At 40.3% G+C, this 25989-nt stretch carries 26 protein-coding genes; 11 read left to right on the top strand and 15 right to left on the bottom strand.

Features of this window, described 5'->3' with window-relative positions:
- Positions 1-8 precede the first annotated feature (8 nt).
- Genes IEY03_RS06445 through IEY03_RS06425 form a run of 5 tightly spaced genes read right to left on the bottom strand, consistent with a single transcriptional unit; the run spans position 9 to position 4229 of the window.
- Positions 9-959 (bottom strand): D-2-hydroxyacid dehydrogenase, encoded by a 951-nt coding sequence (locus tag IEY03_RS06445; protein ID WP_188840536.1) that lies wholly within the window; start codon positions 957-959, stop codon positions 9-11.
- A gap of 27 nt (positions 960-986) precedes the next feature.
- Entirely contained in the window at positions 987-1601 is a 615-nt protein-coding gene (locus tag IEY03_RS06440; RefSeq protein WP_188840535.1) for an outer membrane beta-barrel protein, read from the bottom strand.
- 46 nt (positions 1602-1647) lie between these two features.
- Complete coding sequence (gene djlA, locus IEY03_RS06435) at positions 1648-2421, bottom strand: co-chaperone DjlA (protein ID WP_188840534.1); 774 nt, start codon at positions 2419-2421, stop codon at positions 1648-1650.
- Between the two features lie 36 nt (positions 2422-2457).
- The gene (murU, locus tag IEY03_RS06430; RefSeq protein ID WP_188840533.1) at positions 2458-3174 is read right to left on the bottom strand and encodes an N-acetylmuramate alpha-1-phosphate uridylyltransferase MurU; all 717 of its coding nucleotides are present in this window, start codon (positions 3172-3174) and stop codon (positions 2458-2460) included.
- Positions 3171-4229, bottom strand: coding sequence for an aminoglycoside phosphotransferase family protein (locus IEY03_RS06425; RefSeq protein WP_188840532.1), 1059 nt, complete (start codon positions 4227-4229; stop codon positions 3171-3173). The genes murU and IEY03_RS06425 overlap by 4 nt, the downstream gene beginning before the upstream one ends.
- A gap of 152 nt (positions 4230-4381) precedes the next feature.
- On the opposite strand from IEY03_RS06425, the gene lptD reads away from it, so the two are divergent.
- The 7 genes from lptD (at position 4382) to IEY03_RS06390 (ending at position 13357) form a co-directional block, all read left to right on the top strand.
- A complete protein-coding gene (gene lptD / locus IEY03_RS06420; RefSeq protein WP_188840531.1) occupies positions 4382-6694 on the top strand; it encodes an LPS assembly protein LptD in 2313 nt (770 codons plus the stop codon).
- A 154-nt stretch (positions 6695-6848) separates the two neighbouring features.
- On the top strand, positions 6849-8153 hold the full coding sequence (gene surA / locus IEY03_RS06415) for a peptidylprolyl isomerase SurA (RefSeq protein ID WP_188840530.1): 1305 nt from the start codon (positions 6849-6851) through the stop codon (positions 8151-8153).
- 4 nt (positions 8154-8157) lie between these two features.
- Positions 8158-9144: a 4-hydroxythreonine-4-phosphate dehydrogenase PdxA gene (pdxA, locus tag IEY03_RS06410; RefSeq protein ID WP_188840718.1), complete on the top strand. Its 987-nt coding sequence runs from the start codon at positions 8158-8160 to the stop codon at positions 9142-9144.
- A 9-nt stretch (positions 9145-9153) separates the two neighbouring features.
- On the top strand, positions 9154-9966 hold the full coding sequence (rsmA, locus tag IEY03_RS06405) for a 16S rRNA (adenine(1518)-N(6)/adenine(1519)-N(6))-dimethyltransferase RsmA (RefSeq protein ID WP_188840529.1): 813 nt from the start codon (positions 9154-9156) through the stop codon (positions 9964-9966).
- Between the two features lie 58 nt (positions 9967-10024).
- Positions 10025-10405 carry a Co2+/Mg2+ efflux facilitator ApaG/CorD gene (gene apaG / locus IEY03_RS06400; RefSeq protein WP_188840528.1) on the top strand — a complete coding sequence of 127 codons (381 nt, stop codon included), beginning with the start codon at positions 10025-10027 and terminating at the stop codon, positions 10403-10405.
- 3 nt (positions 10406-10408) lie between these two features.
- Positions 10409-11227, top strand: coding sequence for a symmetrical bis(5'-nucleosyl)-tetraphosphatase (locus IEY03_RS06395; RefSeq protein WP_188840527.1), 819 nt, complete (start codon positions 10409-10411; stop codon positions 11225-11227).
- A gap of 108 nt (positions 11228-11335) precedes the next feature.
- A complete protein-coding gene (locus IEY03_RS06390) occupies positions 11336-13357 on the top strand; it encodes a HAMP domain-containing methyl-accepting chemotaxis protein (RefSeq protein ID WP_188840526.1) in 2022 nt (673 codons plus the stop codon).
- A gap of 622 nt (positions 13358-13979) precedes the next feature.
- On the opposite strand, the gene IEY03_RS06385 is transcribed toward IEY03_RS06390, so the two are convergent.
- From IEY03_RS06385 to rplU, 7 genes are all read right to left on the bottom strand, one after another.
- The gene (locus tag IEY03_RS06385; RefSeq protein ID WP_188840525.1) at positions 13980-14390 is read right to left on the bottom strand and encodes a DUF3718 domain-containing protein; all 411 of its coding nucleotides are present in this window, start codon (positions 14388-14390) and stop codon (positions 13980-13982) included.
- A gap of 67 nt (positions 14391-14457) precedes the next feature.
- Positions 14458-14961, bottom strand: a complete 504-nt coding sequence (gene folA / locus IEY03_RS06380; RefSeq protein WP_188840524.1) for a type 3 dihydrofolate reductase — start codon at positions 14959-14961, stop codon at positions 14458-14460.
- 14 nt (positions 14962-14975) lie between these two features.
- Positions 14976-15446: a threonine/serine exporter family protein gene (locus tag IEY03_RS06375; protein ID WP_188840523.1), complete on the bottom strand. Its 471-nt coding sequence runs from the start codon at positions 15444-15446 to the stop codon at positions 14976-14978.
- On the bottom strand, positions 15446-16204 hold the full coding sequence (locus IEY03_RS06370) for a threonine/serine exporter family protein (RefSeq protein ID WP_188840522.1): 759 nt from the start codon (positions 16202-16204) through the stop codon (positions 15446-15448). The genes IEY03_RS06375 and IEY03_RS06370 overlap by 1 nt, the downstream gene beginning before the upstream one ends.
- A 15-nt stretch (positions 16205-16219) precedes the next feature.
- Positions 16220-17395 (bottom strand): Obg family GTPase CgtA, encoded by a 1176-nt coding sequence (gene cgtA / locus IEY03_RS06365; RefSeq protein ID WP_188840521.1) that lies wholly within the window; start codon positions 17393-17395, stop codon positions 16220-16222.
- Positions 17396-17702: 307 nt separating this feature from the next.
- Positions 17703-17957 carry a 50S ribosomal protein L27 gene (rpmA, locus tag IEY03_RS06360; protein WP_007650346.1) on the bottom strand — a complete coding sequence of 85 codons (255 nt, stop codon included), beginning with the start codon at positions 17955-17957 and terminating at the stop codon, positions 17703-17705.
- Between the two features lie 16 nt (positions 17958-17973).
- Positions 17974-18285 carry a 50S ribosomal protein L21 gene (rplU, locus tag IEY03_RS06355; RefSeq protein WP_188840520.1) on the bottom strand — a complete coding sequence of 104 codons (312 nt, stop codon included), beginning with the start codon at positions 18283-18285 and terminating at the stop codon, positions 17974-17976.
- Positions 18286-18807: 522 nt separating this feature from the next.
- Here rplU and ispB point away from each other — a divergent pair.
- Entirely contained in the window at positions 18808-19779 is a 972-nt protein-coding gene (gene ispB / locus IEY03_RS06350; protein WP_188840519.1) for an octaprenyl diphosphate synthase, read from the top strand.
- Positions 19780-19840: 61 nt separating this feature from the next.
- Here ispB and ung read toward each other — a convergent pair whose 3' ends face one another.
- Complete coding sequence (ung, locus tag IEY03_RS06345) at positions 19841-20500, bottom strand: uracil-DNA glycosylase (RefSeq protein WP_188840518.1); 660 nt, start codon at positions 20498-20500, stop codon at positions 19841-19843.
- 98 nt (positions 20501-20598) lie between these two features.
- Between ung and IEY03_RS06340 the strand changes: the two genes are divergently transcribed.
- Positions 20599-21138 carry a prepilin-type N-terminal cleavage/methylation domain-containing protein gene (locus tag IEY03_RS06340; RefSeq protein ID WP_188840517.1) on the top strand — a complete coding sequence of 180 codons (540 nt, stop codon included), beginning with the start codon at positions 20599-20601 and terminating at the stop codon, positions 21136-21138.
- Positions 21139-21206: 68 nt separating this feature from the next.
- Entirely contained in the window at positions 21207-21545 is a 339-nt protein-coding gene (locus tag IEY03_RS06335; RefSeq protein WP_188840516.1) for a DUF3144 domain-containing protein, read from the top strand.
- A gap of 77 nt (positions 21546-21622) precedes the next feature.
- Here IEY03_RS06335 and IEY03_RS06330 read toward each other — a convergent pair whose 3' ends face one another.
- Positions 21623-22240, bottom strand: coding sequence for a LysE family translocator (locus IEY03_RS06330; protein WP_188840515.1), 618 nt, complete (start codon positions 22238-22240; stop codon positions 21623-21625).
- Between the two features lie 112 nt (positions 22241-22352).
- On the opposite strand from IEY03_RS06330, the gene IEY03_RS06325 reads away from it, so the two are divergent.
- Positions 22353-22886, top strand: a complete 534-nt coding sequence (locus tag IEY03_RS06325) for a thioredoxin family protein (protein ID WP_188840514.1) — start codon at positions 22353-22355, stop codon at positions 22884-22886.
- 351 nt (positions 22887-23237) lie between these two features.
- On the opposite strand, the gene IEY03_RS06320 is transcribed toward IEY03_RS06325, so the two are convergent.
- Positions 23238-25784 carry a TonB-dependent receptor plug domain-containing protein gene (locus tag IEY03_RS06320; protein ID WP_188840513.1) on the bottom strand — a complete coding sequence of 849 codons (2547 nt, stop codon included), beginning with the start codon at positions 25782-25784 and terminating at the stop codon, positions 23238-23240.
- Positions 25785-25989: the final 205 nt, after the last annotated feature.

Below are 25989 nucleotides of genomic sequence, written 5' to 3'. Positions count from 1 at the left end.
CGATATCCTTAAACCAAATTAATCGGTGTACCTTGTATGTACTGAACACAATTGTTCACAGCTATGTTTAGCAGGTTTTGTCTAGCTTCCCTAGTTGCCCAGGCAATATGCGGAGTAATGCTAATGTTATTTGCAGATAATAAAGGATTATTCGCTTGCGGTGGCTCAGTGGATAATACATCAACACAGGCATAACCTTGATTTTGATTAAGCCAATCGGCTAAGGCTTGCTCGTTAATGAGATCCCCTCTAGCAGTATTTATCACCATGGCATTGAACGGTAGCAGCTTTAAGGTAGTAGCATTGATCATTTGATGTGTCGCTGCGGTTAACGGGCAATGCAGTGATAAAAACATAGCTTGGGATAACAACTCAGTTTGCTCGCACCAAGTTACGCCCTCTGGCAAATGTTTTTTGCGCTGGGGCGTATTAACCAAAACTTTCATCCCAAATGCTAGGGCAATTACAGCCACTTGCTGAGCGATATCACCATAACCAATGAGGCCTAATGTTTTACCTTTTAAGGACATTAAAGGACGTAAAGTAAAACAAAAGTCTCGATGCCGATTCCAATCACCTTGTTTAACAGCCTGATCGTGTAGCGCAACATGTTGGCTGTGATGCAAAATATGAGCGAACACCATTTGTGCCACAGCATCAGCGCCATAGGCGGGTACGTTGGTCACAACTATACCTTGCTGTTTTGCAAAACCGATGTCGACAACATTGGTCCCTGTAGCAAGTACCCCAATATATTTAACCTGAGGGAGACGCTTTATAACATCAGCGGATAAGACGGTTTTGTTGGTTAATACTATGTCGTAATCTTGGCATCTGCTGACAACATCTGCCGCCAACGTATGATCGTAAACTTGGCACTGCTGGGCTAAATCGCTAAATCCGTCCCAACTCAAGTCACCTGGATTTAACGTGTATCCGTCTAAAATGACAATTTTCATGATTTATCCTAACGCTTTAAGGCTGGCTTAAAAGCTAACCGCAACACCAATATTGGTTTGACCTTGCCACATTAAATCACCTTCAATTTGCCAAATACAGCTAGCTTGGTTACAAAACAAACCACCCGTAGAGTTTACAAAAGTGGCATAACCCCGAATATCAGCAAAGATACTGACGTTGTCGGTGAGCTCGTATGCAACGCCACCACCTAACCCCATTGAGAAATTAGTTTCACTTGAATATTGCTTATCGGGGCGAAGTTGGGTCAGACCAGCACTGGCTGTGATGTAGGGATTAATATTGCCATTGGGGAAATATAATGTCCCCCCCAAATGAAAATAGTTAACCTCTAGCTCAGTTAATATATCGGAAGATAGTCCGCCTTGGCGTAAATCCGTATTATGGCGACTAAATAGAAAGTACATATTGCCGGGATCATTAGTCGTCATGCCGACTATTAATCCGCTACTTCCACCCTCGCTCATATCCAAGTCCGTGGTCGTATCACTTTTGACTAAAACATCTAAGCCATTCCCGCCAAAACTATAACCGCCAAAAGGAGCAATAAACACTTCGGCATAACTAGGAACGCTGACAGTTAAGCATCCTGCAATTAATCCCCAAATTATCTTTTTCATCATTGAATCACTCCCGGTATTTACACCCTATAACAATATTGTCTAAGTCCTAACGCATACCCCTTGAGGTTTTTATCGCCTCATAAGCAGCTTGAATATCTTGTGCTTTATCCTTGGCTATCATCATCATTTCTTCAGGTAAGCCTTTAGCAACCAACTTATCCGGATGATGCTCATTCATTAACTTACGATATGCCCGCTTGATTTGCTGGTCGCTTGCAGACCCATCAATACCCAATACTAAATAGGCATTTTTAATAGGCATTTTACTGCCATGACTAGATTGATGATGTTGAAACTCAGCTTGCCAACGGGATAATAAGTCTTTTAATACGCCTGACATCCCTAATTGTTCAGCTATAACAGCTAACACTTGTTGCTCTTTTGCTTGCAGCTCGCCATCAGACAAGGCCGTTTGAATTTGAATTTCTAAAAACATCTGCAATAATTCATGCCGACTTTGGGTGACTCTTTTAAAATCAGCAAGTTGCTTAAAAAGATCAAATCCGCTTTGGCGTCCGGAACGAAACGCGTCTTGAGCCTCTTGCCGTGCACGGCCTGTCAGCTGCATTTTATCCATGAGTAATGTTGCAACACGAATATCTGCCTCAGTGACATGACCCGATGCTTTAGCAACATGCCCCATAACAGCAAAGGTGGTATTAAAAAAAATCGCTTGGCGCTCACCTGCATCTTGGATCAAGCCAGATAATCGCTGACGCTTATCATAAAGGTGACCCAGCCATAGCCCCAACAGACCGCCGAACACCCTGCCAAACATAAAACCAATAATAAACCCGAAAACCTTTCCCCAAATTCGCATCGACTTGTCCGTTATATTTAAAAAGGATAATTTGTTTTAAGATAGTGACTTTAAGCGCGCGTTCAAAGCATCTAATCTCGCTATAGTGCCAACATCACACCAATATTGGCTGAGACAATGACCATATATCTGCTCTTGTGCAATAGATTGCCTTAATAACGGCCCTAATGGTTGTGAGCCCTCAGCAAGCCCAGCAAACATTTGAGGATGATAAATGCCCATGCCACTATAGGTAAACTTAAGCTCACCTTCGAGTTTAACCAGTGATGCTGAATCTGTTTCAAAATGGGTATGATGTGAATTGGCGTCAAGACTAAAGTCACCTTGAGGATGATGAGCTGGATTTTCAACAAACCAAATATAGGCATCTGCTTGTTGCTGATTCAGTATTCTGAGTGCCAGAGCGATATCTGGTAGTTCATCAATAAAAATATCGCCATTTAGTAATAGAAAAGGTTCTGTTCCCAATAAAGAGAGCGCTTGTTTAATTCCGCCTGCGGTTTCTAACGCCTCAGTTTCAGCACTATATTGAATAGATAATCCCCAACGTTCACCATTGCCTAATGTTTCAGGCAACAAATGCCCAAGCCAAGCGTGATTGATAATCACCTGTTTGATCCCAATGGCAGCAAGCTTCTCTAAATGATATTCAATCAATGGCTTACCGTTAACGGCCACTAAAGGTTTAGGTAAAGTGTCGGTGATGGGTCTTAAGCGCTCACCTCTTCCTGCAGCTAAAATCATAGCTTTCATTCAATTGTCCCCTTCGGTGAGCCATTTTTTTCCTGCACTAAAGGTAAAACCAGCTTTTCAACCCACTCACCTAAAGGCATTAACTTTGGGTACCGTTTAGCAATATCAATAACATATTGTAGTGTTAGCGGGATATCCGCCATATACCCAGCTTTACCATCACGCAGTTTTAGCCTTGCAAAAATCCCCGCAGCTTTAAGATGACGCTGTAACCCCATCAAATCAAACCACTGTAAATACTGTGCAAAACTGGTGTCTGGCGTCATTAATTGATGCTTAATCGCTAGCGCATAATGATATTCAATCAATGGATTAATTAAGTTTTCAGGCCATTTGACATAACAATCACGTAAAAGTGATACCGCATCATAGGTAACCGGACCAACAACAGCATCTTGAAAATCAATCACTGCAAGGCGAAATTGCTGAGGATTATCCTGATTAATCAGTAGATTTCGACTGTGGAAGTCTCGATGCATCCCCACTTTAGGTTGCTGAATGACATTATCGACCAAAAGTTGAAAACAGCTTGCTAGCATGGTGGTTTCAGCTGCTGTCATGGCATATTGAAGGTGTTCGCCAATTAGCCACTGGGTGAAAATAGCTAACTCTCGCTCGACAAAGGCCGAGTCATATTCAGGCAAAAGTGATTGCTGTCCCGTTACATTGGAAATGGTGGTCGCCTTACTAATAGGTACAAGTAAGTCTAAGGCTTGTTGATAGTAATCACTGACATTAGTTGGCGTTATAACCGACAGCAGTTGCGTTTGACCAACATCTGTTTGCAAAACAAAACCATGTTCGTGACAAACATGAATAATTTTGGGCACCAATAACCCTGCTTGTTGGTAAGCATCGGCAACTGCAATAAAAGGCGCGACGGGAACAAGCTCGATTGGAGAGTCCGCGACGATATAATCAACATTATTAACCGTTAATCTAAAATAGCGTCTAAAGCTGGCATCACCACAAATCAGTACCAAGATGACTTCTTCACCAAAATATTGGTTTAACCAAGACACTAATAAATTGAATCTTAAATCTGTTTCACTCATCTCAATGGCTCTTCATCAAAAATTGCTTTATTATAGCGAGCATAACATTTGGAAACAGCTAAAGAATGGATTGTTTTGCATATACTTAACTAGCTGCATTTCTTTATCAGTCCAAACTTTCCTGAACAAGAATTCATAATTATTTGACAACAATGCAAATCCGATATTTTTTGGCTTTATGCCTTTTACCTCATTACGTGTTTGCCCAAACACCTGCTATCGAAGAGGAAACTGTTGAGAATCGACTTGCACTTTGTGTGGTTGAGCCTCCGGTATCACGTTCTTTTAATGATCGTGAAAAACTCTCTGGCATTAAAGATACTGACATTGTCATTATTTCGGATAACTCTTCAGCCTCTTTTGATGATAAGGCACACTTCAGTGGCGATGTTAGTTTTAGTCAAGGCTCTCGGCACATCGCTGCGGATGAAGCCATTTTAGATCAGAAAAAACAACAACTAAATGCCAATGGTAATCTAATCTTCAAAGACGAGCAGTTTACGATTACTGCTGAAAACTTACAGGCTCAAATGAGCAGCAGTAGTGCGACATTAGATGGTGCTGAGTATTGGTTTCATGGACAGCAAGCCCATGGTGATGCTCAAAAATTACAAATCACCTCAGAGAATAACCTCATTCTCTCTGGCACCAACTTTACCACTTGCCCACCGGGTGATGAATCTTGGCTGCTTGAAGCAGACATGATAAAAATCGATAGCGAAGAAGAATGGGGAGAGATTTGGAACGCCAAATTACGGATTGCAGATGTCCCCGTCATGTATATTCCTTATATGACGATCCCTGTATCAGATAAGCGTAAAACAGGCTTTTTATTCCCAAGTTTTAGCACCAGCACCACCAATGGTGTACAAATTAGCACGCCTTATTATTGGAATATTGCACCAGAATACGATTTAACCTTTACACCAGATGTCATGTCATCACGAGGGTTATTCGCAAAAACTGAATTACGTTACTTAGCGGGCGAGCAACAAAATGGCCAACTCAATGTTGAATATCTAGGTAATGACCGCAAATTATTTAACAATCCTGAACGTTATTTATTTCACTGGAACCATCAAGGTGCAATCGACGAAAATTGGCGAGTTAGAGCTAATTACACTGATGTCTCTGACAACAATTATTTCAATGATTTAAATTCAGATGTCAATCGCTCAACTGACAACCAATTATCACGTATTGGAGAAGCCAGCTATTTTGAACAGAACTGGGATTTCAATATGCGAGTTCAAGATATCAAAGTACTTGGCGAAGATGAATTGCCATACCAAGTCATGCCACAATTGAATTTCAATTACCGCGAAATTAACTTCTGGAACGCCATTGATTTTCGCTTCAACTCTGAACTGACAAACTTTCAACATCAAGATAATCAATACACCACAGCCACACGTTTGCATATGGTGCCAAGTCTAACCTTGCCAATTCAAGGCCCAGCAGGCAGCTTGACCAGTGAAATTAAATTGTTGCAAACACAATACTGGCAAGCCTCTGAAGACAAAGACACTCAGCTAGACGAATCAGTTAGCAGAACGATTCCGCAAATTCGTTTGCACGGTCAAATTAACTTTGAACGGCCAACATCTTTTTTTGATAGTGCTTTTAAGCAAACATTAGAGCCACAATTTCAATATCTTTATGTCGGGTATGAAGATCAATCTAATATTGGGATCTACGATACCGCTCAGCTGCAAGAAGACTATTTTGGTCTATTTCGTGACAGACGTTTTTCGGGTTTAGACAGAATTGCAGATGCAAACCAATTAACTCTCGGATTCACGTCTCGATTCTTAGATGAAGCAAACTTAGAAAAATTCAAATTTAGCTTAGGACAAACACTCTACTTTGAAGATTCAAGAGTGTTAGTTGAAAATCAATACCTTCAAGAATCAGAATCCACCTCAGTACTAGCCGCGGAAGTAGATGCTCATCTATTTAAAGATTGGTTTATAAGTGGTTCATTGCAGCACGATACTGAAAATAACAAAAATAAAAAAAATGAAGTCACATTAGATTTCAGACCTAGCAATGATAAATTATTACAGTTTAGCTATCGTTATGTACCCGATTTACTCAATACCAATACTAACGACAGAGTTAATATCTCTCAAGCAGGTATCAGAACCTCTTGGCCAATTCGTGACGACTTATATTTTGTTGGTAATTGGTATTATGATTTAAATGAATCACGCAGAATTGAAACTTATACTGGCTTTCAATATGAATCATGCTGTTGGGCCTTACGTTTAAGCTATCATTATCGAATCAAAACCAATTACGACGATGATTTATCACAAAGTATTGATGGACGTGAAGAATTTGAAAAAGGTATTTATTTAAACTTTGTTATAAAAGGCCTTGGAGGCTCAGGACCGCTTGGGGTTGATGACATGTTAAATGAAGGTTTATTTAACTACCGAAAACCACTTTACTTAAGGAATTAAGCGGCTTTTATGCTAGCTTATGGTAAATTGCTGAACCAAGATTAAAATGCGTAGTCCAACGTTAAGTTCGTTCAGTTGAACTTAATCGAAACAATAACGATAGATTTGGGCTCAACACCCGATTTGACAGAATTACAGTGCCAAGGATTTTTGGATGAAATACAGTAAGAAACTTTTTTTTGCATTATTCGCACTAGCAATGAGCCAAACAGCTTATTCAGCCCCGCAACCGTTAGATAACGTTGCTGTTCAATTAAATGACGGTATTATTCTAGAAAGTGAAATTAGCAATATGATTGCCAATGTTACCGCAAATGCCAAAAAGTCAAATCAGACTTTACCGTCGGCTGAAGCACTTCGTACTCAAGTTATTGAACGTCTGATATTGACCCGTTTACAGTTGCAAACAGCGCAAAGAATAGGTCTTTCAATTGGTGATTTACAATTAGACCAAACCATCGAGAATATTGCCAAAGAACAAAAAGCGACGGTTGCAGAAATGCAGCAGGAACTTGAAAAGGATGGAGTCAGTTTCAGTCAATACCGCGAACAATTACGTGAAGAAATTACCTTAGGTGAAATTCAACGCATTCAAGTGCAACGTCGTATTCAAGTCTCTCCTCAAGAAATTAGCAGCCTAGTTAAACTGATTGAAGAACAGGGATTAAAGGATGTTGAATTCCAAATTGGCCATATTCTGATAGAAATCCCTAACGATCCAACCAGTGAACAACTTGACTCATCAAGTAAACGTGCTGATATCGTAATCAAGCGATTAAATGACGGTGAAGATTTCCGTAGTACAGCTATTGCATCATCTTCTGGCCCGAAAGCATTAGAAGGTGGTATTTGGGATTTTATGAACATTAATGAAATGCCGACCTTGTTTGCTGAAGTGATTTCAGGCGCCAAAAAAGGTGAAATATTTGGGCCGATAAAATCAGGTTCAGGTTTTCATATCATTAAAGTGATGGATACTCGTGGATTACAAACACAAGAAATTGATGAAGTAAAATCGCGTCATATTTTGCTAAAACCTTCACCGATTTTATCCGATGACCGTGCTCAAGCTATGTTAGCTAATTTCCTAAGGGATATACGCAATGGTGATGCTGAATTTGATAAATTAGCCCGTCAATATTCTGAAGATCCGGGATCTGCCACTAAAGGCGGAGAGTTAGGCTGGGCAGAACCAAGTCTATATGTGCCAGAGTTTTCACAGACACTAGCTAGCTTAACACCAGGGCAAATTAGCGAACCATTTAGAACATCTCATGGTTGGCATATCGTTCAATTAGAAGACCGTAGAAAAACCGATGCCACTGACAAGTTCAACAGCAATCGAGCGCAACAATTAATTTTTCGTCGTAAATTTAACGAAGAATTACAAAACTGGTTAGATGAAATGCGCAGTGATGCATACATCGAAATATTCGAGCCTGAAAATTTACGGGGCTAGTATCATAATGATTAAACGTATCGCAATAACACCGGGTGAACCTGCGAGTATTGGCCCTGACATCGTCATTAAGCTCGCTCAGCAGGAATGGCCTGCTGAGTTAGTTGTTTGTGCCGATCCACAATTATTAATAGATAGAGCTAAATTACTCAATTTACCACTTGAACTCCGTCTGTATGATGCACTTAAGCCAGCTCAAGCCCAACAGGCCGGCACATTAACCATTATGCCGTTTAGCTTGGCTGAGCCTGTAGAGTGTGGTGTGCTGAATGAAGCCAACAGTAGTTATGTTGTAGAAACACTGCGGGTGGCTGGTGAAAAAAACATGTCAAAGGAATTTGATGCTGTTGTCACTGGCCCAGTTCATAAAGGCATTATTAATCAAGCAGGTATTCCTTTTAGTGGCCATACAGAATACTTCGCTTTGCAGGCTGATTGCCCTGACGTAGTCATGATGTTAGCGACACCAGGTTTGCAAGTTGCTTTAATGACAACCCATATTCCTCTTGCTTACGTGTCAAAAGCCATCACTAGAGACAGACTGCACCATATTATCAAAATCTTACATCGTGAATTAGTCAGTAAATTTGGATTAGGTTCTCCAAAAATATTTGTATGCGGTTTAAATCCACATGCGGGTGAAGATGGCCATTTAGGACGTGAAGAAATTGATGTCATGATCCCTGCCATTAACGAATTACGAGAGCAAGGAATTGATATTATCGGGCCACTACCTGCTGATACCTTGTTCCAACCTAAATATTTAGAGCAAGCTGATGTTGTACTTGCGATGTATCACGACCAGGGGTTACCTGTACTAAAATCTATCGGTTTTGGTAAATCGGTGAATATTACCTTAGGTTTACCCTATATTAGGACTTCTGTTGATCACGGCACCGCACTCGATCTAGCAGGTACCGGAAAAGCAGACAGTGGCAGTTTATTCTGTGCACTTCATAAAGCCATCGAAATGATCGACAAGAGTAAGTAAATAAACGTAATGAGCAATAAAGTACATTTAGGCCATACGGCCAGAAAACGATTTGGACAAAACTTCCTCACTGACGAAGGCGTCATCAGCAGTATTGTCGGTGCTATTTCACCAGACAATGACCATGTGATGGTTGAAATTGGTCCTGGGCTTGGAGCGCTCACTGAGCCTGTTGCAGATTCCATTGACAATCTAACGGTTGTTGAATTAGACCGTGATTTGGTTGAACGCTTAAAAACACATCCAGTTTTAAAAGACAAACTAACAATACACCAAGGTGATGCACTGCAGTTTGACTTTACCCAGTTAAAACAAGATGGCAAGAAAATGAAAGTGTTTGGTAATTTACCCTACAATATTTCAACGCCATTGATGTTTCACTTATTTGAATTTGCTGAACACATCGAAACCATGCACTTTATGCTACAAAAAGAAGTGGTGCTTCGATTATCTGCAAGCCCAGGTTGTAAAGCCTATGGCCGTTTAACCGTTATGGCACAGTATTACTGCCAAGTGGTACCTGTATTAGAAGTGCCACCAGGATGTTTCACACCACCACCGAAAGTGGACTCTGCTGTTGTACGGTTACTTCCTTATGAGCAAAAACCTTGGCCCTGTAAAGATGTGACAGTTATGCGTCATCTATGCACTACCGCCTTTAATATGCGTCGTAAAACACTGCGAAATAATTTGAAAGGGATGTTAGATGATGATGATTTTGCCGCTTTAGGTATCGATTCAACCTTAAGGCCAGAGCAAATCAGTGTCGAACAATATGTCGCGATGGCAAACTTGTTCATTGATAAAAGCACCGCAAATTAATCACTACACCTTAAAGGGCACATTCATTGAATCTGCCCTTTTGCTTTAGGATCCCTTTATGAGTCAAACTGAATCTCCAATCAAAATTAAAGTAGAAACAGAATACCTCGAACAGCAATCTGATATAGCAGAACAAAAATTTCTGTTTACCTACACTATCACCATTATTAATACCGGCGATCAAGATGTCACTTTGAAAGATCGCCATTGGATCATAACCGATGCTGATGGCAATAAGAGTGAAGTTAAAGGTCCCGGGGTTGTTGGCGAAACTCCCACTATTGCGCCTAATACTGCATATCAATATTCCAGTGGAACCGTGTTAGATACTCCGATCGGATTCATGGAAGGCGCTTATGGCATGACCTACAATGATGGTAAAAAGTTCTCCGCTGCTATCCCGACATTCAGATTATCAGTGCCAGGAATATTGCAATAAATTATGGCCAATTATTTTGTCGGTGATATTCAAGGCTGCTTTAAAGAACTACAAAGGTTATTAATTAAAGTTAGTTTTAACTCTTCAAAGGATACCCTATGGGCGGTAGGTGATTTAGTTGCTAGAGGTCCAGGATCATTAGAGACACTGCGTTTTTTTGAATCACTAGACGAGAGTGGTAAAGTGGTATTAGGTAATCATGATCTCCATTTAATGGCAGTGCAAGGTAAAGTTAAACAAGCAAATCCAGATGATCATTTGCAAGCATTATTGAATGCACCTGACTGCCGAAAACTTATTGATTGGTTAAGACAACAGCCTCTAGCACGGTTTCTACCTGAGCATAATTTAATCATGTGCCATGCCGGAGTTCCGCCTCAGTGGGATCTTGCTACCCTAAAACAAGAAAGCGAATTGGTTAGTGAGCAACTGAAACAAACTGATTACCTCGATCGCGTTATTAGGATAATGTATCAAAATAAACCTAATGCTTGGCAAGAGAATCTCACTGGTATTGAACGCACCATATTTTGTATTAATGCTTTAACAAGAATGCGTTTTTTGCATCGAGATGCTAGCTTAGACTTTGATTGTAAACTGCCACCATCAAAGACAAACGCCAAAAAATTAACCCCTTGGTTTGAATTTGCATCTAACCTTAAAGCCCCCTACCAAATCGTTTTTGGTCATTGGGCTGCATTAATGGGTAAAACACCGCATACTTATCTTCATGCATTAGACACTGGGTGTTGCTGGGGAGAGCATTTAACCTTATGGCACATTGAAACAAATGAAAAAATTACCCAAAAAAAGTTAATTTAGCGTTAAACTAAAAGACAAATAAGCCGATACTTAATAATCGGATTTAGAGATACCTGAGTACCCGAGCCCTCCTTACAGGGATAAAATAATAATAGGTTGGAGTAACATATGAAAATTAACGTGGCCACTAGGGTTATTGGTGGGTTTTCTGCCGTAACGTTATTGCTGATAATTCTTGGGGGCGTCACCCTCATAGGTAATAGTAGTATTAAAGATGGGACTCATATATTAAAACAAGTCAGCCTGCCCGCCCTAGAATCGACCAATTTGTTAAGTGAAAATTTAAGCAGCCAACAACTAGAATCATTACAAGGCTATTACAGTAATCACTCTTCAAAAATCCCAGCTATTGAAAAAAATCTTGCCAACGAAAATAAAAAGTTCCAAACAGAATTTAGTAAGTTAACCAGTACAATTTCAGGCCAAGCTCAACTGACACAACCGTTAAATCAATTAAAGTCAGCTTACCTAAACTATGAAACTATTGCAGAAAAAATGCTTAGCGAAAGAACGCTTGCGTTATCAAAGCAGGAAACACTACTCAAAATGAGAAGTGATTTGGAAAATGCTGCCGATGATGGATCATCAATTCTTTTAGATATTATTGATCTAGAAACTAGCGAAGATGAGACAGAAAGAAGTTTAGCGGCATCAGCAAGTGTCGTAGACAATACCTTTATTAACTTAATTACTACCGTATATGATTTAGTCGGAGCAACTGAGCAAAGTAAATACGACCTCATAATTAAAGAACTTGATTACATGGTCGGTGAAGCAAAAGGCAAATTAAGCCACATTAATATGCAAGGTCGCGACGTTATCGATAGTGACATTTTATCTGATTTAACGAAAGAAACGGATAAAGTGTTTAATTTATTATCGGGTTCAAATTCTATAATTTCACTAAAAAGCCAACAGTTACAACATGCTGAATCATCAACTCAAGCCCTAACTGAAACCCAAAAGAAAGCGAAAGTAGCAAACTCAAAAATGACAGAGCTTGCTTCTGCCATTGAAGCTTTCACTAATGACATCAGTACTCAGGCAATAGAAGTTATCGATTCTGCAGCAATTAAAACTATGGTTGTAGTATTAATTGCTATTTTTGTAGCCATATTTGTCAGTATTGCTGTAGTGCGTCCATTAACTCGTTCATTAGAACAAGTTAATCAAGCGCTAAACGTGCTGGCTTCTGGTGATTTAACCCATAAACTTGATGATACAGGCCATGATGAATTTGCTGAACTATCTAAAAACTGTAATCGTTTAGTAGACAGTTTACGGAGCTTAATTGCCGGTATTTTGGACCGTTCCAACCAACTAGCTGCAGCTGCCGAAGAAACCTCGGCGATTACCTCTCAGACAACAACGGGTATTCAAGAACAAAAGAGCCAAGTCGATCAGATTGCAACGGCAACAACAGAATTGAGTTCAAGCGCTCAGCAAGTTTCAATGAGTGCAGATCAAGCTTTAGAGCAAATCAAACAAGCAGATCAAGAAACTCAACATATGCGTGCTCTTGCTGATGAAAGTAAACTTACTATTTTAGCTCTTGCGGAAGAAGTAACCAAAGCAGGTACTGTAATTAACAAACTTCATACTGATAGCGCTTCTATAGGCTCTATTTTAGATGTTATTCGCGGTATTGCAGAGCAAACAAACTTACTGGCTTTAAACGCTGCTATTGAAGCTGCTCGCGCTGGCGAGCAAGGACGTGGTTTTGCCGTCGTTGCAGATGAAGTAAGAAGCCTTGCTTCACGCACCCAAGATTCAACCCGTGAAATTCAACTTATGATTGAAGTATTACAACAAGGCGCACAACAAGCCGTTGCTGTGATGGAACTAGGGCGCACTCAGGCAAATTCATGCGTAGATAAAAATGAGCAAGCCAACCTAGCACTTGAGTCAATCATTAAATCAGTACATAAGGCCTATGACTCAGGTACGCATATTGCGCATGCTGCCCAAGAACAAAATCTGGTTAGCCAGCAAGTATCAGAGAAACTTGAGCATATTGCCCTTATATCAGAAGAAACGGCGACCGGTGCAGAGCAAACAGCACAATCAAGTCATCAAGTCGCTGTTCTTGCTGAAGAGCTTCAAGCTTCTGTCGGTGAGTTTAGAGTTTAATACCATCACCCAAAAACATATAAAGGCCCTAGTGGCCTTTTTATGTTTTAGCCCCTTCACCCCCTTTTATTTGCTGATTGAAAGATGAGCATTTACTTCAAAAAATAAGCTCAACTAGGTTCGAAATATTAATAAGCGCAATTAAAATACATAAGATTAAATTATTTGTCTTTGTCTTTGTCTTTGTCTTTGTCTTTGTCTTTGGTGACATACCCACTTTTAATAAGCACAACCAACTAAGCTATTGAATAAATGTATTTAACTATTGAAACAAAGACCTATTTTATAGCAGATTAATCTTACAGACATTAAGCTTCATATTGGTGTCTTAATAGCTATATACTGCTTTCTGCTTTCTGCTTTCTGCTTTCTGCTTTCTGCTTTCTGCTTTCTGCTTTCTGCTTTCTGCTTTCTGCTTTCTGCTTTCTGCTTTCTGCTTTCTGCTTTCTGCTTTCTGCTTTCTGCTTTCTGCTTTCTAGGAAAATATGAGCTTAAAATAAAACAATGCTTTGTTTAAAAATATCAATGAACTTGCATTTTATGAGTATAATTTTTGCAAAAAAATACCGACTATGAAGTCGGCATTTATGGTGAAATTGATTAAATTATTTTAAAAATAGGTTTAATCTTCATCACCGGCACCACCACCAACGCGATCATTAATCGCCGCCGTGATTGGGCTACCACTATGACCATTGGCATTCGCCCAGTCAAGAATGGTTTTACCATCGGCTTCAGCAGCAGAAAGATCTGAAGCAGGTAAACGTTTTGCAATAAATTCACCGACATCATTTGCATTTGAATTGTAGGCAGTACGCAATAAACTGCTGCCATCACAACTTAATCCAGTGTAGATGTTGCGTAATTTAACACGCGCTTCTTTCATTTTTTTACGCAAACGGTTCTTATCATCAGACTTAACATAATCACATATGTTAGCCACTAACTGATCGGTGTTTGCGACGGCAGGGGCTGACACAGAAGATGCAGCAATCAGGACAGCAACGGCTACAGCCGCAGGCAATAAACGCATCTGACACTCCTTTTATATTATTATAGTATCTAAAACACTCCATCTATGTGGATATGTTGTATTGTTCTTAGGGTAACACGTGAGTAAGTTTACAGTTTTTAACAAAAGTGTTAAAGCTATATTGCAATCCTTTGTTATTTGTTGCAGTAACAGTTTGTTGCCGTTGCCAGCTACCATCATCCCAATCAGGAAAATAAGTATCTCCTTCAACATTCAGCTCGATGTGGGTTAAATATAGTACATCTGCTTTAGGAAGCAACTCGGCATATAGCTGTCCTCCTCCTATGATAACAAGCTCTTCACACTCTCCTGCAGCTAAGACCGCTTGCTCAAAACTTGCTACGCATGTCACCCCTGCAGGAGCATAATTAGGCTGACGAGTAATAACGATATTATGCCGTCCAGGTAAAGGCCTTCCTATCGACTCAAATGTTTTACGCCCCATGACCACAGGTTTTGCTAACGTCATCTCTTTAAAGTGCTTTAAGTCTTCAGGTAAATGCCAAGGCATTTGATTGTCTTTACCAATTACTCGGTTGTTAGCCATAGCGGCAATCATTGCGATACGCATACAAAATCCTATGTTTAAATAATGGGTCTATTCCGATAATACAGCAAACTGGGTAATGCTAGACCTACAGCTAATGCGCCAAGAATAAATACCGTTTTTAAGCCGTTTACAATAACCTGTGCGCTTAATTCGGGGCTTACCTGGCTCTGGGCGGTAAGTTGAATAAGGGCGATGACGGTATTAAATGCATAGGTACCGGGAACCATTGGAATGATCGCCGCCACGGCATACATTAATGGTGGAGCTAAATGGCGCTTAGCAAATTGAATCGTAATAACACCGACTAATGCCGCCGCTGCAAAGGTGGCCCATTCGATAGGCATATTGAAATGCATAAGCAAAGTTCGAAAACTGTGCCCTAATGCCCCCGCTAAAGCACAATAGCCCAAATACCTTTGCGGCACATTGAATAAAATCGCAAAACCTAATGCGGGAATGGCTGAAAAAAAAGCATCGTGCAGTAAATCAAGTAATAGGGACAACATTAGAAAATCCCCCCTAACTGCATCGCTATAGTAATGCCGATTACAGACGCTAACGTGAGTAAACTGGCATTACCCCAGCGGGAAATACCGACATTAATATGTCCTTTTACCATGTCTGAGATAGCATTAATCAATGGAAAGCCTGGGACAAGCATTAATACACTCGCAGCTAGAGTAACTTGAGGGGTGTCGGTGATTGGAAAAATATACCCAGTTTGAGCAACAACATTGGTAACAAATGCCGTAATGGCAAAGTTAACCAGTAGATTGTAATGACGCTTAGCCAAATACAACCTAACAGCCATACCTATCGAAGAGGCTAAAAATGTTAGAACACATGCCATTAAGTCGCCACCAAATAAATGGCAAAAACTCGCGCAAGAGATACCTATTATTGGAATGACGATTTTAGCAGGGTAAGTTTTAGGCTTAATTCTAGCAAGGCGACGGCGCACTTCATTTGCCCCGTAAACTCCTTTTTCGGTTAGTAGACATAACCGCTGTAATTCACATACCACCATCATATTGATCCCGTGAGCACGGATACGCCGGGTAGTGGTAATACAACGGCCATGCACAAGACTAGTCAACACAAGTGCGTTAGATGAAATGGACAGTTCAACACTTGCCAGACCCAAAGCCTTCCCTAGGCGCTGACTCAACTCTTCAACCAAGTCAGAGTCTGCACCATAGGCAAGCAACAATTGGGCACTACGAACAACTAAACGGGTAATATCATTTTGGTTGTCAGCGTACACAGGAATCCTTGGAAATTAACGTTGGTAAATAACTTCAACATCATAGTCATCTTCATCGAAGTCATCATCGTCTAGGTCGTCGCTGTCATCATAATTTTCATTGATGCTATCGTCCTTACCTTGATGGTAATTATCCCACTTGAATTCCACTTCTTTGTCGCCATCTTGTTCATCATCATCAACAGGAAGAGCTTGTATGTAGTCTAGAAGCTTAATGCTTAACTCTTCTGTACCTTGACGACTGTATGCAGACATAGTGAACACTTCCCCTTCCCAGGCAAGTTCTTTCACAATGCGATCGACTTTTTCGGCAACTTCATCTTCAAACAATAAATCGATTTTATTAAACACTAACCAACGCGGTTTCGCGGCTAATTTTGGAGAGTACTTTTCTAACTCAGCCACAATCGCTTTAGCTGACTCAACCGGGTCGCTTCCATCGATAGGGTTAATATCGACAATGTGCAATAACGCCCGGCAACGTTCTAAATGCTTTAAAAAACGAATACCTAAACCTGCACCGTCAGCAGCACCTTCAATCAAACCAGGAATATCGGCTATAACAAAACTTTGCCCCGGACGTGGGTTAACTACACCTAAGTTAGGGACTAAAGTAGTGAATGGGTAATCAGCCACTTTTGGCGTTGCACGAGATACAGATCGAATAAAGGTAGATTTACCCGCATTAGGTAAACCTAATAAACCGACATCCGCTAATAATAATAGCTCAAGTTTGATTTCGCGAACTTCACCAGGCGTACCCAGTGTCTTCTGGCGAGGGGCTCGGTTAGTACTGCTTTTAAAACGTGTATTGCCTAAACCGTGGAATCCACCTTTAGCAACAAGCAGCTTTTGACCATGGGCGGTCAAATCACCTAAACTTTCTTCGGTTTCAATATCAATCGCTCGAGTTCCGACAGGCACTTGAAGAACTAAATCTTTTCCTGCGTGGCCAGTACAATCACGACCTCGGCCATTTGAACCACGTTCAGCCATATGAAATCGAGTGAATCGGTAATCAATCAGGGTGTTGAGGTTCTCATTTGCTTCTAAGAAGACACTACCACCATCACCACCATCACCACCATCAGGCCCACCATCAGGAACATACTTCTCACGGCGAAAACTGACACAACCGCTGCCACCGTCACCGGCTTCTACACGGATATTGGCTTCATCAACAAACTTCATACTGACTCCTAACACTCCAACCTTCAAAAACAACCACGACAATATCGTTTCATCTTTGAGCTATGGCGCTAATTATAACCCTAAATACAGTAAATATCAGGGGGCAGAAAAGCGTTGTGTATGTCAATACATCTTGCGCTTGCTGCAACAAATAATACTTCAAATTTTACATTCACTGTTCGTCTTACCAAACAGGATAAAGTAGTTTTAGAAGTAAATCTCGTATCGGTTTTTAAACAAAAACTGATAACAAAAACACAAAAGCCCTACCAGAGGCAGGGCTTTAGATTCTAGCTTAGTTAAAGAATTAAGCTTCGATGCTAATAAACTTACGGTTATTAGGACCTTTAACTTCAAACTTTACTTTGCCGTCAGTTAATGCAAACAAAGTATGGTCACGACCAATACCTACGTTTACACCAGCGTGGAACTTAGTACCACGTTGACGAACAATAATGTTACCAGCTAGAACTGATTCACCGCCAAAGCGCTTAACACCAAGACGTTTACTTTCTGAATCGCGGCCGTTACGAGTAGAACCGCCAGCTTTTTTATGTGCCATGAGTTAGACTCCTAAATTATGCGCTGATCGCAGTGATTTTAACTTCAGTGAACCACTGACGGTGGCCGGTTTTCTTTTCGTGATGCTTACGGCGATTAAACTTTTGAATAGTAATCTTTTCACCGCGACCGTGGCTAACCACTTGAGCAACAACTTTACCACCAGCAACTAATGGAGCACCGATGTGAACGTTCTCACCGTCAGCAACCAATAATACTTGGTCAAACTCAATAGTTTCACCAGTAGCAACTTCAATTTTCTCTAAACGAACTGTATGACCTTCAGCAACACGGTGTTGCTTTCCGCCACTTTGAAAAACAGCATACATAGCTATTTTACTCCAAATGACTAGCACACTAACTCGATCTTACGAGGCTAGGCGCTAAAAAACTTTTAATGACAATGGGCGCGGATTCTACGCGAAGATTTCTAACCTGGCAAGTATTAATTCATCACCAAATGAAAAACCCTTAACTACCGCACAATATTAATCTATACAAGCTGAACATGACTTAAACATTAAGTAACATCGCCTAATAAATTATCAGCAGTAAATTTTAGAGTTTTTTATCGAAATCGTCTTGGATCATCTTTGCTGTATTTTGAAGTGATTTTACCTAAATCTATATAGAAAAGCACTGACTCTTTTATCTTGAAACACTTTAATGCGTTAACTTAGCGCTAATCTACAAAGGCAAAAAGTGCAATATGTCGATAAAGTGCATTAAATATTCACGATTCGTTATAACAACTTTGAAAAACAGCAGCTTTCTCCTGTAAGATATGTACCCAAATGCTACCCAATTTAGAAAGACGGACAACGTCTTCCACCAATAAACCAGAGAGTATTATGGATTTAACCGCCATTCGACAGTTGACTGATACGGACATGCAGGCCGTAAATCAACTTATTTACAAGCAACTCGAATCTGATGTTGCCTTAATTAATCAATTGGGGTTTTACATCATTAATGGCGGCGGTAAACGCCTAAGACCTTTATTATCCATTCTTGCTGCACGTGCAATTGACTATCAAGGTCAACAACATGTAAAGCTAGCAGCCATTATTGAATTTATTCATACCGCCTCATTACTTCATGATGATGTTGTAGATGAGTCAACACTTCGTCGAGGTCGTGAAACAGCAAACGCATTATTTGGTAATAGTGCTAGCGTTCTGGTAGGCGACTTCCTCTACACCCGCTCTTTCCAGATGATGACTGAACTCGATAGCATGCCAGTGTTGAAAGTATTAGCGGATACAACAAACGTTCTCGCTGAAGGGGAAGTGTTACAATTAATGAACTGTAACGACCCTGATACCACTGAAGAAACCTATATGCGGGTTATTTATTGTAAAACAGCGAAACTATTTGAAGCGGCAACCCTTTTAGCTGCCGTGCTGGCGGATGCCCCCCCTGAATGGCAACAAGCGCTTGGCGATTACGGTAAGTTTTTAGGAACCGCATTTCAGCTAACGGATGATCTACTTGATTACACAGCTGAAACCGACGAACTCGGTAAAAACATAGGTGATGATTTAGCCGAAGGTAAACCAACTTTACCGTTAATTTATGCCATGGAATATGGTGATGAACAGGCGAAAACACTTATAAAAACGGCAATAGAAAAAGCAGATGGCACTCAGGCGATTAATGAAATTATTGCTGCATTACACGCTTGTGGGGCGCTTGAGTATACTCAGAAAAAAGCTGAGCAAGAGGCACAAAAAGCCATCGACTCTCTTTCTGTGTTACCTGACACTGACTATAAGCAAGCGTTGATTTCTTTGGCGCATTTATCCGTTAATCGTAAAAACTAACTGATCACTAAGTTAATGAAAAGCAGTCGCTTAAGGTGACTGCTTTTTTGTATCTGCTAACCTATATTTGCCAATTAATCGGCGCTGATCCATTGCTTATTAACAGTTGATTAATTTTTGAAAAGTGACTGCAACCAAAAAAACCTCGATAAGCAGATAAAGGAGACGGATGAGGGCCTGACAAAATTCTATGTTGTTCCCCTTTGATCAAACGCCCCTTTTTGATCGCATGGCTGCCCCATAACACAAATATAATTGATTTTTCAGAGCTATTTAAAAAATGCAAAACATTATCCGTAAAGGTTTCCCAGCCTGATTTTGCGTGCGAATGAGCTAAAGACTTTTCAACTGTTAGCACGGTATTGAGTAGCAATACCCCCTGCTCCGCCCATTTGGTTAAGTTTCCATGTGATGGGATAGAAAACCCATCAATGTCTTGCTTTAATTCTTTATATATATTGACCAGTGACGGCGGAATTTTAACTCCCGGTTTAACAGAAAATGCCAAACCATGTGCTTGTCCTTCTCCATGGTATGGGTCTTGTCCAATGATCACAACTTGCACATTCTCTAAAGAGGTTAATTCAAAGGCACGGTAAATTTCGCTTTCTGGAGGGTAAATGGTTTTCCCTAGGGCGTGTTCATGCGTTAAAAACTCATTTAACGCAACGAAATAGGCTTGTTGCTTTTGATTGTCAATAAAATCCTGCCAGTTCTTCAAGCACTATACTCCGCTATAAATTATTGATAAATTGCTAATTATTATCGTCTACTCTAAAATGAGTTTATTATAATAGATTACAGGTAATGATAAAGTTTATGTCTTTTTATCGTCTTAAGCAGTATGGTTTTACACTTATTGAATTAGTGGTGGTAATTATCATTCTGGCAATTCTTGCAATCATTGCTTTGCCTAAATTTATTAACTTGTCTCAAGATGCGCATGTCTCAAATGTTAAAGGAACAGGTGGAGCATTTTCTTCAGGGATCGGCCTTGCCCATGTAAAGTGGGCAGCGATGGGGAACTCAGGTCCTGCTGACAACTTACAGATATATGAAAATGCAGGCGTCAACGGACAACTTGATATGAATTTATGGGGTTATCCAGCACAAAATTATCCACCTTTTGAAAGCTCGCCTCGGCTAAACAATAGCGCAGACTGCATTTCAGTATGGAAAACCATTCTTCAAGATGCACCAAGTGTTTCTACCAGTGCTAGCCCTGAGACATCACTCTATAGAGCGACTTATATTAATCCTGATCAATGCCGTTATTATTATAATCAGCTCAGTACACTATCTATTTATTACGATTCACGTAATGGGCAGGTCATCACAGATTCTGATCCTAACAACTAATTTTTAACTGAATTTTCTCGCTAAACTCGGTACACTTAGCTTTTTACTGATCATCTAAAGTGAGCATTATGTCTGAACAATCTGCACCTCCAAAAGCACAAAGCGCAACGACAATTTATCAACTAGCCGATCAATTTATTGCACTAGCAAACCAACTAGGTCAAACAGAAAACGATATCGGCAAAGTGGGCACTGCATTACGTTATGCCGCTGCACGTTATAATGCGTTTGAAGCGGCAATAAAATCATCTGATTTAGCTGCAGAAAAAGATAATGCTCTGGCTTGGTTTTCAAATGAATTTAAAGAAATGCTAAATGAGAATTTAGACGACCACATTAAACACCCACCAGTCAGCAACGCAGAACAACCAACAAAAGATGACAGTGTTCAAGTATTCAAAAACTAGAATTAGTTAATCTACGACAAAAAAGCCATCTTCATGATGGCTTTTTTGTGTAATTAACTCACTTGACAAAGATGTTATTAGAGAACTGTGATTATGACTCTTAACGCCAATGCGATTAGCACCACACCGGATAGCCTATCTATCCACAACGCCTTTTTGCGCAGCTTAGGTAATATAGAGGAATGAGATAACACGATGGCAATAAACGTATACCACAGCCCATCGACAATTAAAGGTGTTAATACAATTAAGGTTTGCCCAGTTATAGTTTCAGCTGCAAGAACAAATTGACTAAATAAAGCCAAAAAAAATAATAATATTTTGGGATTAAATATTGAAATCGCTAAACCATCTCGAGCGGCTACCCATAAACTGGTTTTCGTACCCGCTTGCAGTTTTTGCTGCATGCCGCCTTTAGACCGTAACGCTTGAATACCAATCCAAGCAAGATACAAAGCACCTATAAGTGCGATACCATTGAACAATAATGGTGAAGTTTTCAGTACTACCGCTAAACCAAGTAGGGTGACTAGGGCATAAGCACCAATGCCAATAGAATGCGCCCAGGCGCAAACAATCCCGTGTAAACGACTTCCGCCAAGTGTGTGCCTTACAACCATGGCCAAACTAGGCCCGGGCGACATTGCGCCTAAACAACAAATAGCTAATAAACCTAGCCATGTAGTGAAACTCATACTATCCCTTAGTCATTTTCTCAAATTGCAAAAACAAATATTTAATCACATTAACACCAAATTAAGTAAACCTTGATAAGCTAATCGCTCTATTTTCTCAATAAGCATCATTATGTCCATTATCGCGTATTTATTACTCACTTTATTAATGCTAGCGATCGCTGGTTTATTATTTGCTAAATATAAAGGTAAAGCGATCCCTATGGCTGTGATAGTGATACTTGGAGGATTAGCTATCTGCCTTGCGAGTATCATTGCTTTTGTCAATCGCGGCGAAGATTATAATGCATATCAAAAACTCTATTGGCAGCCACTCACTCCTGAAAAAATTGCCCCGTATGTTGAACAAGGATATACGGTTTTTGTGGATATCACCGCCGACTGGTGTGTACCTTGCCAAGCTAATAAAGCTAATGTGCTTCACCGAGAGCAAGTCGTGAATACTCTCTTGGCAGACAATATCGTGCTCATGCAAGGTAACTGGTCAGAGGCTGATAGTGTCATCGAACAATATATGGGAATTCAGGGCGCGGCTGGCACCCCCTACAATAAAGTCTATGGCCCAGCCTATCCACAAGGTATTGAGCTCCCAAGAGAACTTTCAATAACTCATGTTTACCAAGCATTAGATATGGTGAATAAATAATAAACGCTTTGTAAATGCTGATTTAAAGCCTTATTTGCACAAGACTGGCGTCATAAACATCAATGGCTTTTTCATTGCTGATTTAATTCATAAAGCTTTAAACCGTGAACAGCCATTTAAAGACAATTAAAAGTACTCTTTTTAAGCCATCTATAATTACTTTTGCAATTTTAAGCCTTCATTATGAAGGTAAAAACTCAGCTATGGGTAGTCACACCAATGCATCAAGACAAAAACATACAAAACATGGCCTTGCCATTTTTAATAACCACAACACCTTTCAATAATTTTAAAAAAATTAAATAAAAAAGACTGCCTAAGCAGTCTTTTTATTCAAACGTTTCGCTATTTCTAGAAGCGATAGTTCACTTTACCGTAGTAGTAGCCGCCATTGTAATCAAACGGGCCACTTTCATAATAAACGGCACCTAACTCACCTAATGTGCCATCTTTCAGCTTCTGAGCTTCTTGGTCAAATATATTATTCGCCCCAACTGAGAAGGTTAAACTATCCATAACTGTGTAGCTAACTTCAAGGTCAAAAGTAACAGCTGAACCAGCCATTTCAGAGCCCCAATCAGAAGTGTCATCTGCATGAGTGGCATAATATTCACCGAAATAGTTAGCACGTAAGTTCATGCTTAAATCATCCCAGTTTTGTCCCCATGTCAAAGTACCACGATGTGCAGGAATGCCATCCTCTAAACGACGAACTTTACCTGGGTCTGTGGTTTCTTCGTTGAACTTGTCTACACTGGTGTCTGTCCAGCCATATGCTAGGCTAAATTTAGTATCACCTGCGAATAGCTCTGTATCATAAGAACCAACAATATCGACACCTTGAGTTGTAGTATCAAAGTCATTGGTATAATAAGTGACTGCCGAAATCAGTTCAGGGAACTCAACACCCGCTGCACGAAGATCATCATAATCTTTGGCTTCAACTTCAATTTGGCTTGATTGAGCAATACGGCCTGTTACTTCAATGTTGTAATAATCAACGGTTAAGAAGAAATCACCACTTTGATAAACCGCACCTAAAGCATAGTTAACTGATTCTTCAGGCTTTAACACTTCACCACCATAAAATGCCGCTAGCGGATCTGTAGGTGGAGCAATAAAGGTCTGAATTAAATCGCCATTAACAATTGACGTTTGGGTATTAACTACGTTTTCTTGCCCAACAGTTGGCGCACGGAAACCGGTACTGTGCGATGCACGAAACGCTAAATCATCGGTAGCTGAGAACTGCGCGGTGATTTTATAGTTTACGGTATCACCAAAGGTTGAGAAGTCTTCATAACGAAGCGCTGCACCAAGCAACCATCTTTCACCTAAATAAGCTTCAACATCTGTATACACAGCGATGTTACTACGATCGTTTTTACCAGCAGATTCAGGTCCAAAACCTTTAAAGCCGTGTGAGCCAATGTTGAAACCTTGATCAGCATATGGACCAGCTATCCAAGAAGCTTCTTCACCTTGGGTAATTTCGAAAGATTCTTCGCGGTATTCAAAACCTGACGCGAAGTTAAGACCATTCATTACATCAAACAAGCGAGAAAAGTCTAAGTTAACAGTTGTTTCAACTTGCTCGTAAGCACCTGTTTCAAAATCTGTAGGCGTATCTAGCCCCATAGAAGGGTTTAAAGAGTTACGTAAACTGAAGGTTGCTTTGTTCGAGCCAGTACCCGCACTAGCATCATAATCCCATTCTGCAATTTCACCTTTAACACCGGCGAAGAATGACATATCGTCAATGGTGCCAGCAAATTGTGGGGTATATCCACCAGGGCGAATTTGATTCATAGAGAAACAATTAGGATCGGCAACCATGGCTTTGTAGGCATCAGTATCTAGCACATTGGGTACATTTGCAGGTACTACAGCACAAGTAGATTGATCACCGTTAACTGCACCAACTAATAATGTATCTCCACCATCGACAGAATAAACGTTTCCACGGTTATGTGGGTTACGGTAATAGAAACCACCAATAGCTTCACGTGAAGATACGTTACCAAAAGCATAAATGCTGTGTTTATCGTTAATATCAAAACCAGAGTTAATAAAGACTGTGTAATCGTCTTTTAATTCTGGATTACCCCATACTTGAGCAGGATTTTGAATGAATTCATTACCACCAGCAGCAATCGCCGCTGCATCGGGACGCTGCACGCTGCGACTGGTCGCATCTGCGGTTTTATATTGAGCACTTAAATTAATAAAGCCTGCATCCGTTAAGGGTAGGCCTATATTTCCATCAATTGTTGTAGCTGCGCCGTCGCCTTCATAATACTCGCCTTGGCTTACTGAAATTGAGCCACCTTCAGCGCTGTCTTTTAAAACAAAGTTCATTACACCAGCAATAGCATCTGAACCATATTGCGCGGCAGCACCATCACGTAACACTTCAACTTGCTTTAACGCTGCACTTGGGATAACTGAAATATCGGGGCCCTGTGCACCATCATTAACCCCACCACCTTGGAAGGCAATAACCGATGCACGATGACGGCGCTTACCGTTAACAAGTAATAAGGTACTATCGGAAGGTAGACCACGTAAGTTCACTGGGCGAACAAGCGTTGCGGCATCACTAATAGGTTGAGCGCGCGAGTTAAAAGAAGGCACTGATGTTACCAACATGTCGATCATGTCAGTTGAACCATTTTTCTTTAAATCATCACTGCTGATAATATCAATCGGCACAGGTGACTCACCAACAGAACGAGGTGCAGATCGAGAGCCAATTACGGCAATTTTTTCTACTTTCTCACTCACTGCCTCTTCTTCAGCGGCAAAGGCTTGCGTACTTAATAAAGTACCAGATAGTGCGATGGAAACAGCTAAGCTTAATGAGCTCTTGCCGAATTTACTTTTATGATTAATTGTCATTATATGTTCTCAGTCATTATTATTTTGTTTAATGCTTGATGACTATTCCAAACACATCCTCTGTGTGAGAAACCGTCTCTCCCAAAGATAAAAATCATCATTCCACCTACATTTTTATAACAATATTTACACAAATGCTAATATTTATTGGAGAACAACAGACAAATTTAATGATAAAAAATCGCAAAACCCATAAAAAAACAAT

Source organism: Shewanella aestuarii (genome assembly GCF_014647215.1).
Lineage (GTDB): Bacteria > Pseudomonadota > Gammaproteobacteria > Enterobacterales > Shewanellaceae > Shewanella > Shewanella aestuarii.
The sequence above is the reverse complement of the archived record's forward strand: the minus strand, read 5'-3'. Positions and strand labels throughout refer to the sequence as shown.

Bases quoted from the DNA above. Each gene is read 5' to 3' on its own strand.
- folA (WP_188840524.1), bottom strand. From the start codon at position 14,961: ATGCGTATCGCAATGATTGCCGCTATGGCTAACAACCGAGTAATTGGT.
- IEY03_RS06395 (WP_188840527.1), top strand. From the start codon at position 10,409: ATGGCCAATTATTTTGTCGGTGATATTCAAGGCTGCTTTAAAGAACTA.
- IEY03_RS06340 (WP_188840517.1), top strand. From the start codon at position 20,599: ATGTCTTTTTATCGTCTTAAGCAGTATGGTTTTACACTTATTGAATTA.
- cgtA (WP_188840521.1), bottom strand. From the start codon at position 17,395: ATGAAGTTTGTTGATGAAGCCAATATCCGTGTAGAAGCCGGTGACGGT.
- IEY03_RS06440 (WP_188840535.1), bottom strand. From the start codon at position 1,601: ATGATGAAAAAGATAATTTGGGGATTAATTGCAGGATGCTTAACTGTC.
- djlA (WP_188840534.1), bottom strand. From the start codon at position 2,421: ATGCGAATTTGGGGAAAGGTTTTCGGGTTTATTATTGGTTTTATGTTT.
- IEY03_RS06385 (WP_188840525.1), bottom strand. From the start codon at position 14,390: ATGCGTTTATTGCCTGCGGCTGTAGCCGTTGCTGTCCTGATTGCTGCA.
- IEY03_RS06375 (WP_188840523.1), bottom strand. From the start codon at position 15,446: ATGTTGTCCCTATTACTTGATTTACTGCACGATGCTTTTTTTTCAGCC.
- IEY03_RS06330 (WP_188840515.1), bottom strand. From the start codon at position 22,240: ATGAGTTTCACTACATGGCTAGGTTTATTAGCTATTTGTTGTTTAGGC.
- surA (WP_188840530.1), top strand. From the start codon at position 6,849: ATGAAATACAGTAAGAAACTTTTTTTTGCATTATTCGCACTAGCAATG.
- IEY03_RS06390 (WP_188840526.1), top strand. From the start codon at position 11,336: ATGAAAATTAACGTGGCCACTAGGGTTATTGGTGGGTTTTCTGCCGTA.
- rsmA (WP_188840529.1), top strand. From the start codon at position 9,154: ATGAGCAATAAAGTACATTTAGGCCATACGGCCAGAAAACGATTTGGA.
- IEY03_RS06445 (WP_188840536.1), bottom strand. From the start codon at position 959: ATGAAAATTGTCATTTTAGACGGATACACGTTAAATCCAGGTGACTTG.
- apaG (WP_188840528.1), top strand. From the start codon at position 10,025: ATGAGTCAAACTGAATCTCCAATCAAAATTAAAGTAGAAACAGAATAC.
- ispB (WP_188840519.1), top strand. From the start codon at position 18,808: ATGGATTTAACCGCCATTCGACAGTTGACTGATACGGACATGCAGGCC.
- IEY03_RS06325 (WP_188840514.1), top strand. From the start codon at position 22,353: ATGTCCATTATCGCGTATTTATTACTCACTTTATTAATGCTAGCGATC.
- rpmA (WP_007650346.1), bottom strand. From the start codon at position 17,957: ATGGCACATAAAAAAGCTGGCGGTTCTACTCGTAACGGCCGCGATTCA.
- lptD (WP_188840531.1), top strand. From the start codon at position 4,382: ATGCAAATCCGATATTTTTTGGCTTTATGCCTTTTACCTCATTACGTG.
- IEY03_RS06425 (WP_188840532.1), bottom strand. From the start codon at position 4,229: ATGAGTGAAACAGATTTAAGATTCAATTTATTAGTGTCTTGGTTAAAC.
- murU (WP_188840533.1), bottom strand. From the start codon at position 3,174: ATGAAAGCTATGATTTTAGCTGCAGGAAGAGGTGAGCGCTTAAGACCC.
- IEY03_RS06320 (WP_188840513.1), bottom strand. From the start codon at position 25,784: ATGACAATTAATCATAAAAGTAAATTCGGCAAGAGCTCATTAAGCTTA.
- rplU (WP_188840520.1), bottom strand. From the start codon at position 18,285: ATGTATGCTGTTTTTCAAAGTGGCGGAAAGCAACACCGTGTTGCTGAA.
- IEY03_RS06335 (WP_188840516.1), top strand. From the start codon at position 21,207: ATGTCTGAACAATCTGCACCTCCAAAAGCACAAAGCGCAACGACAATT.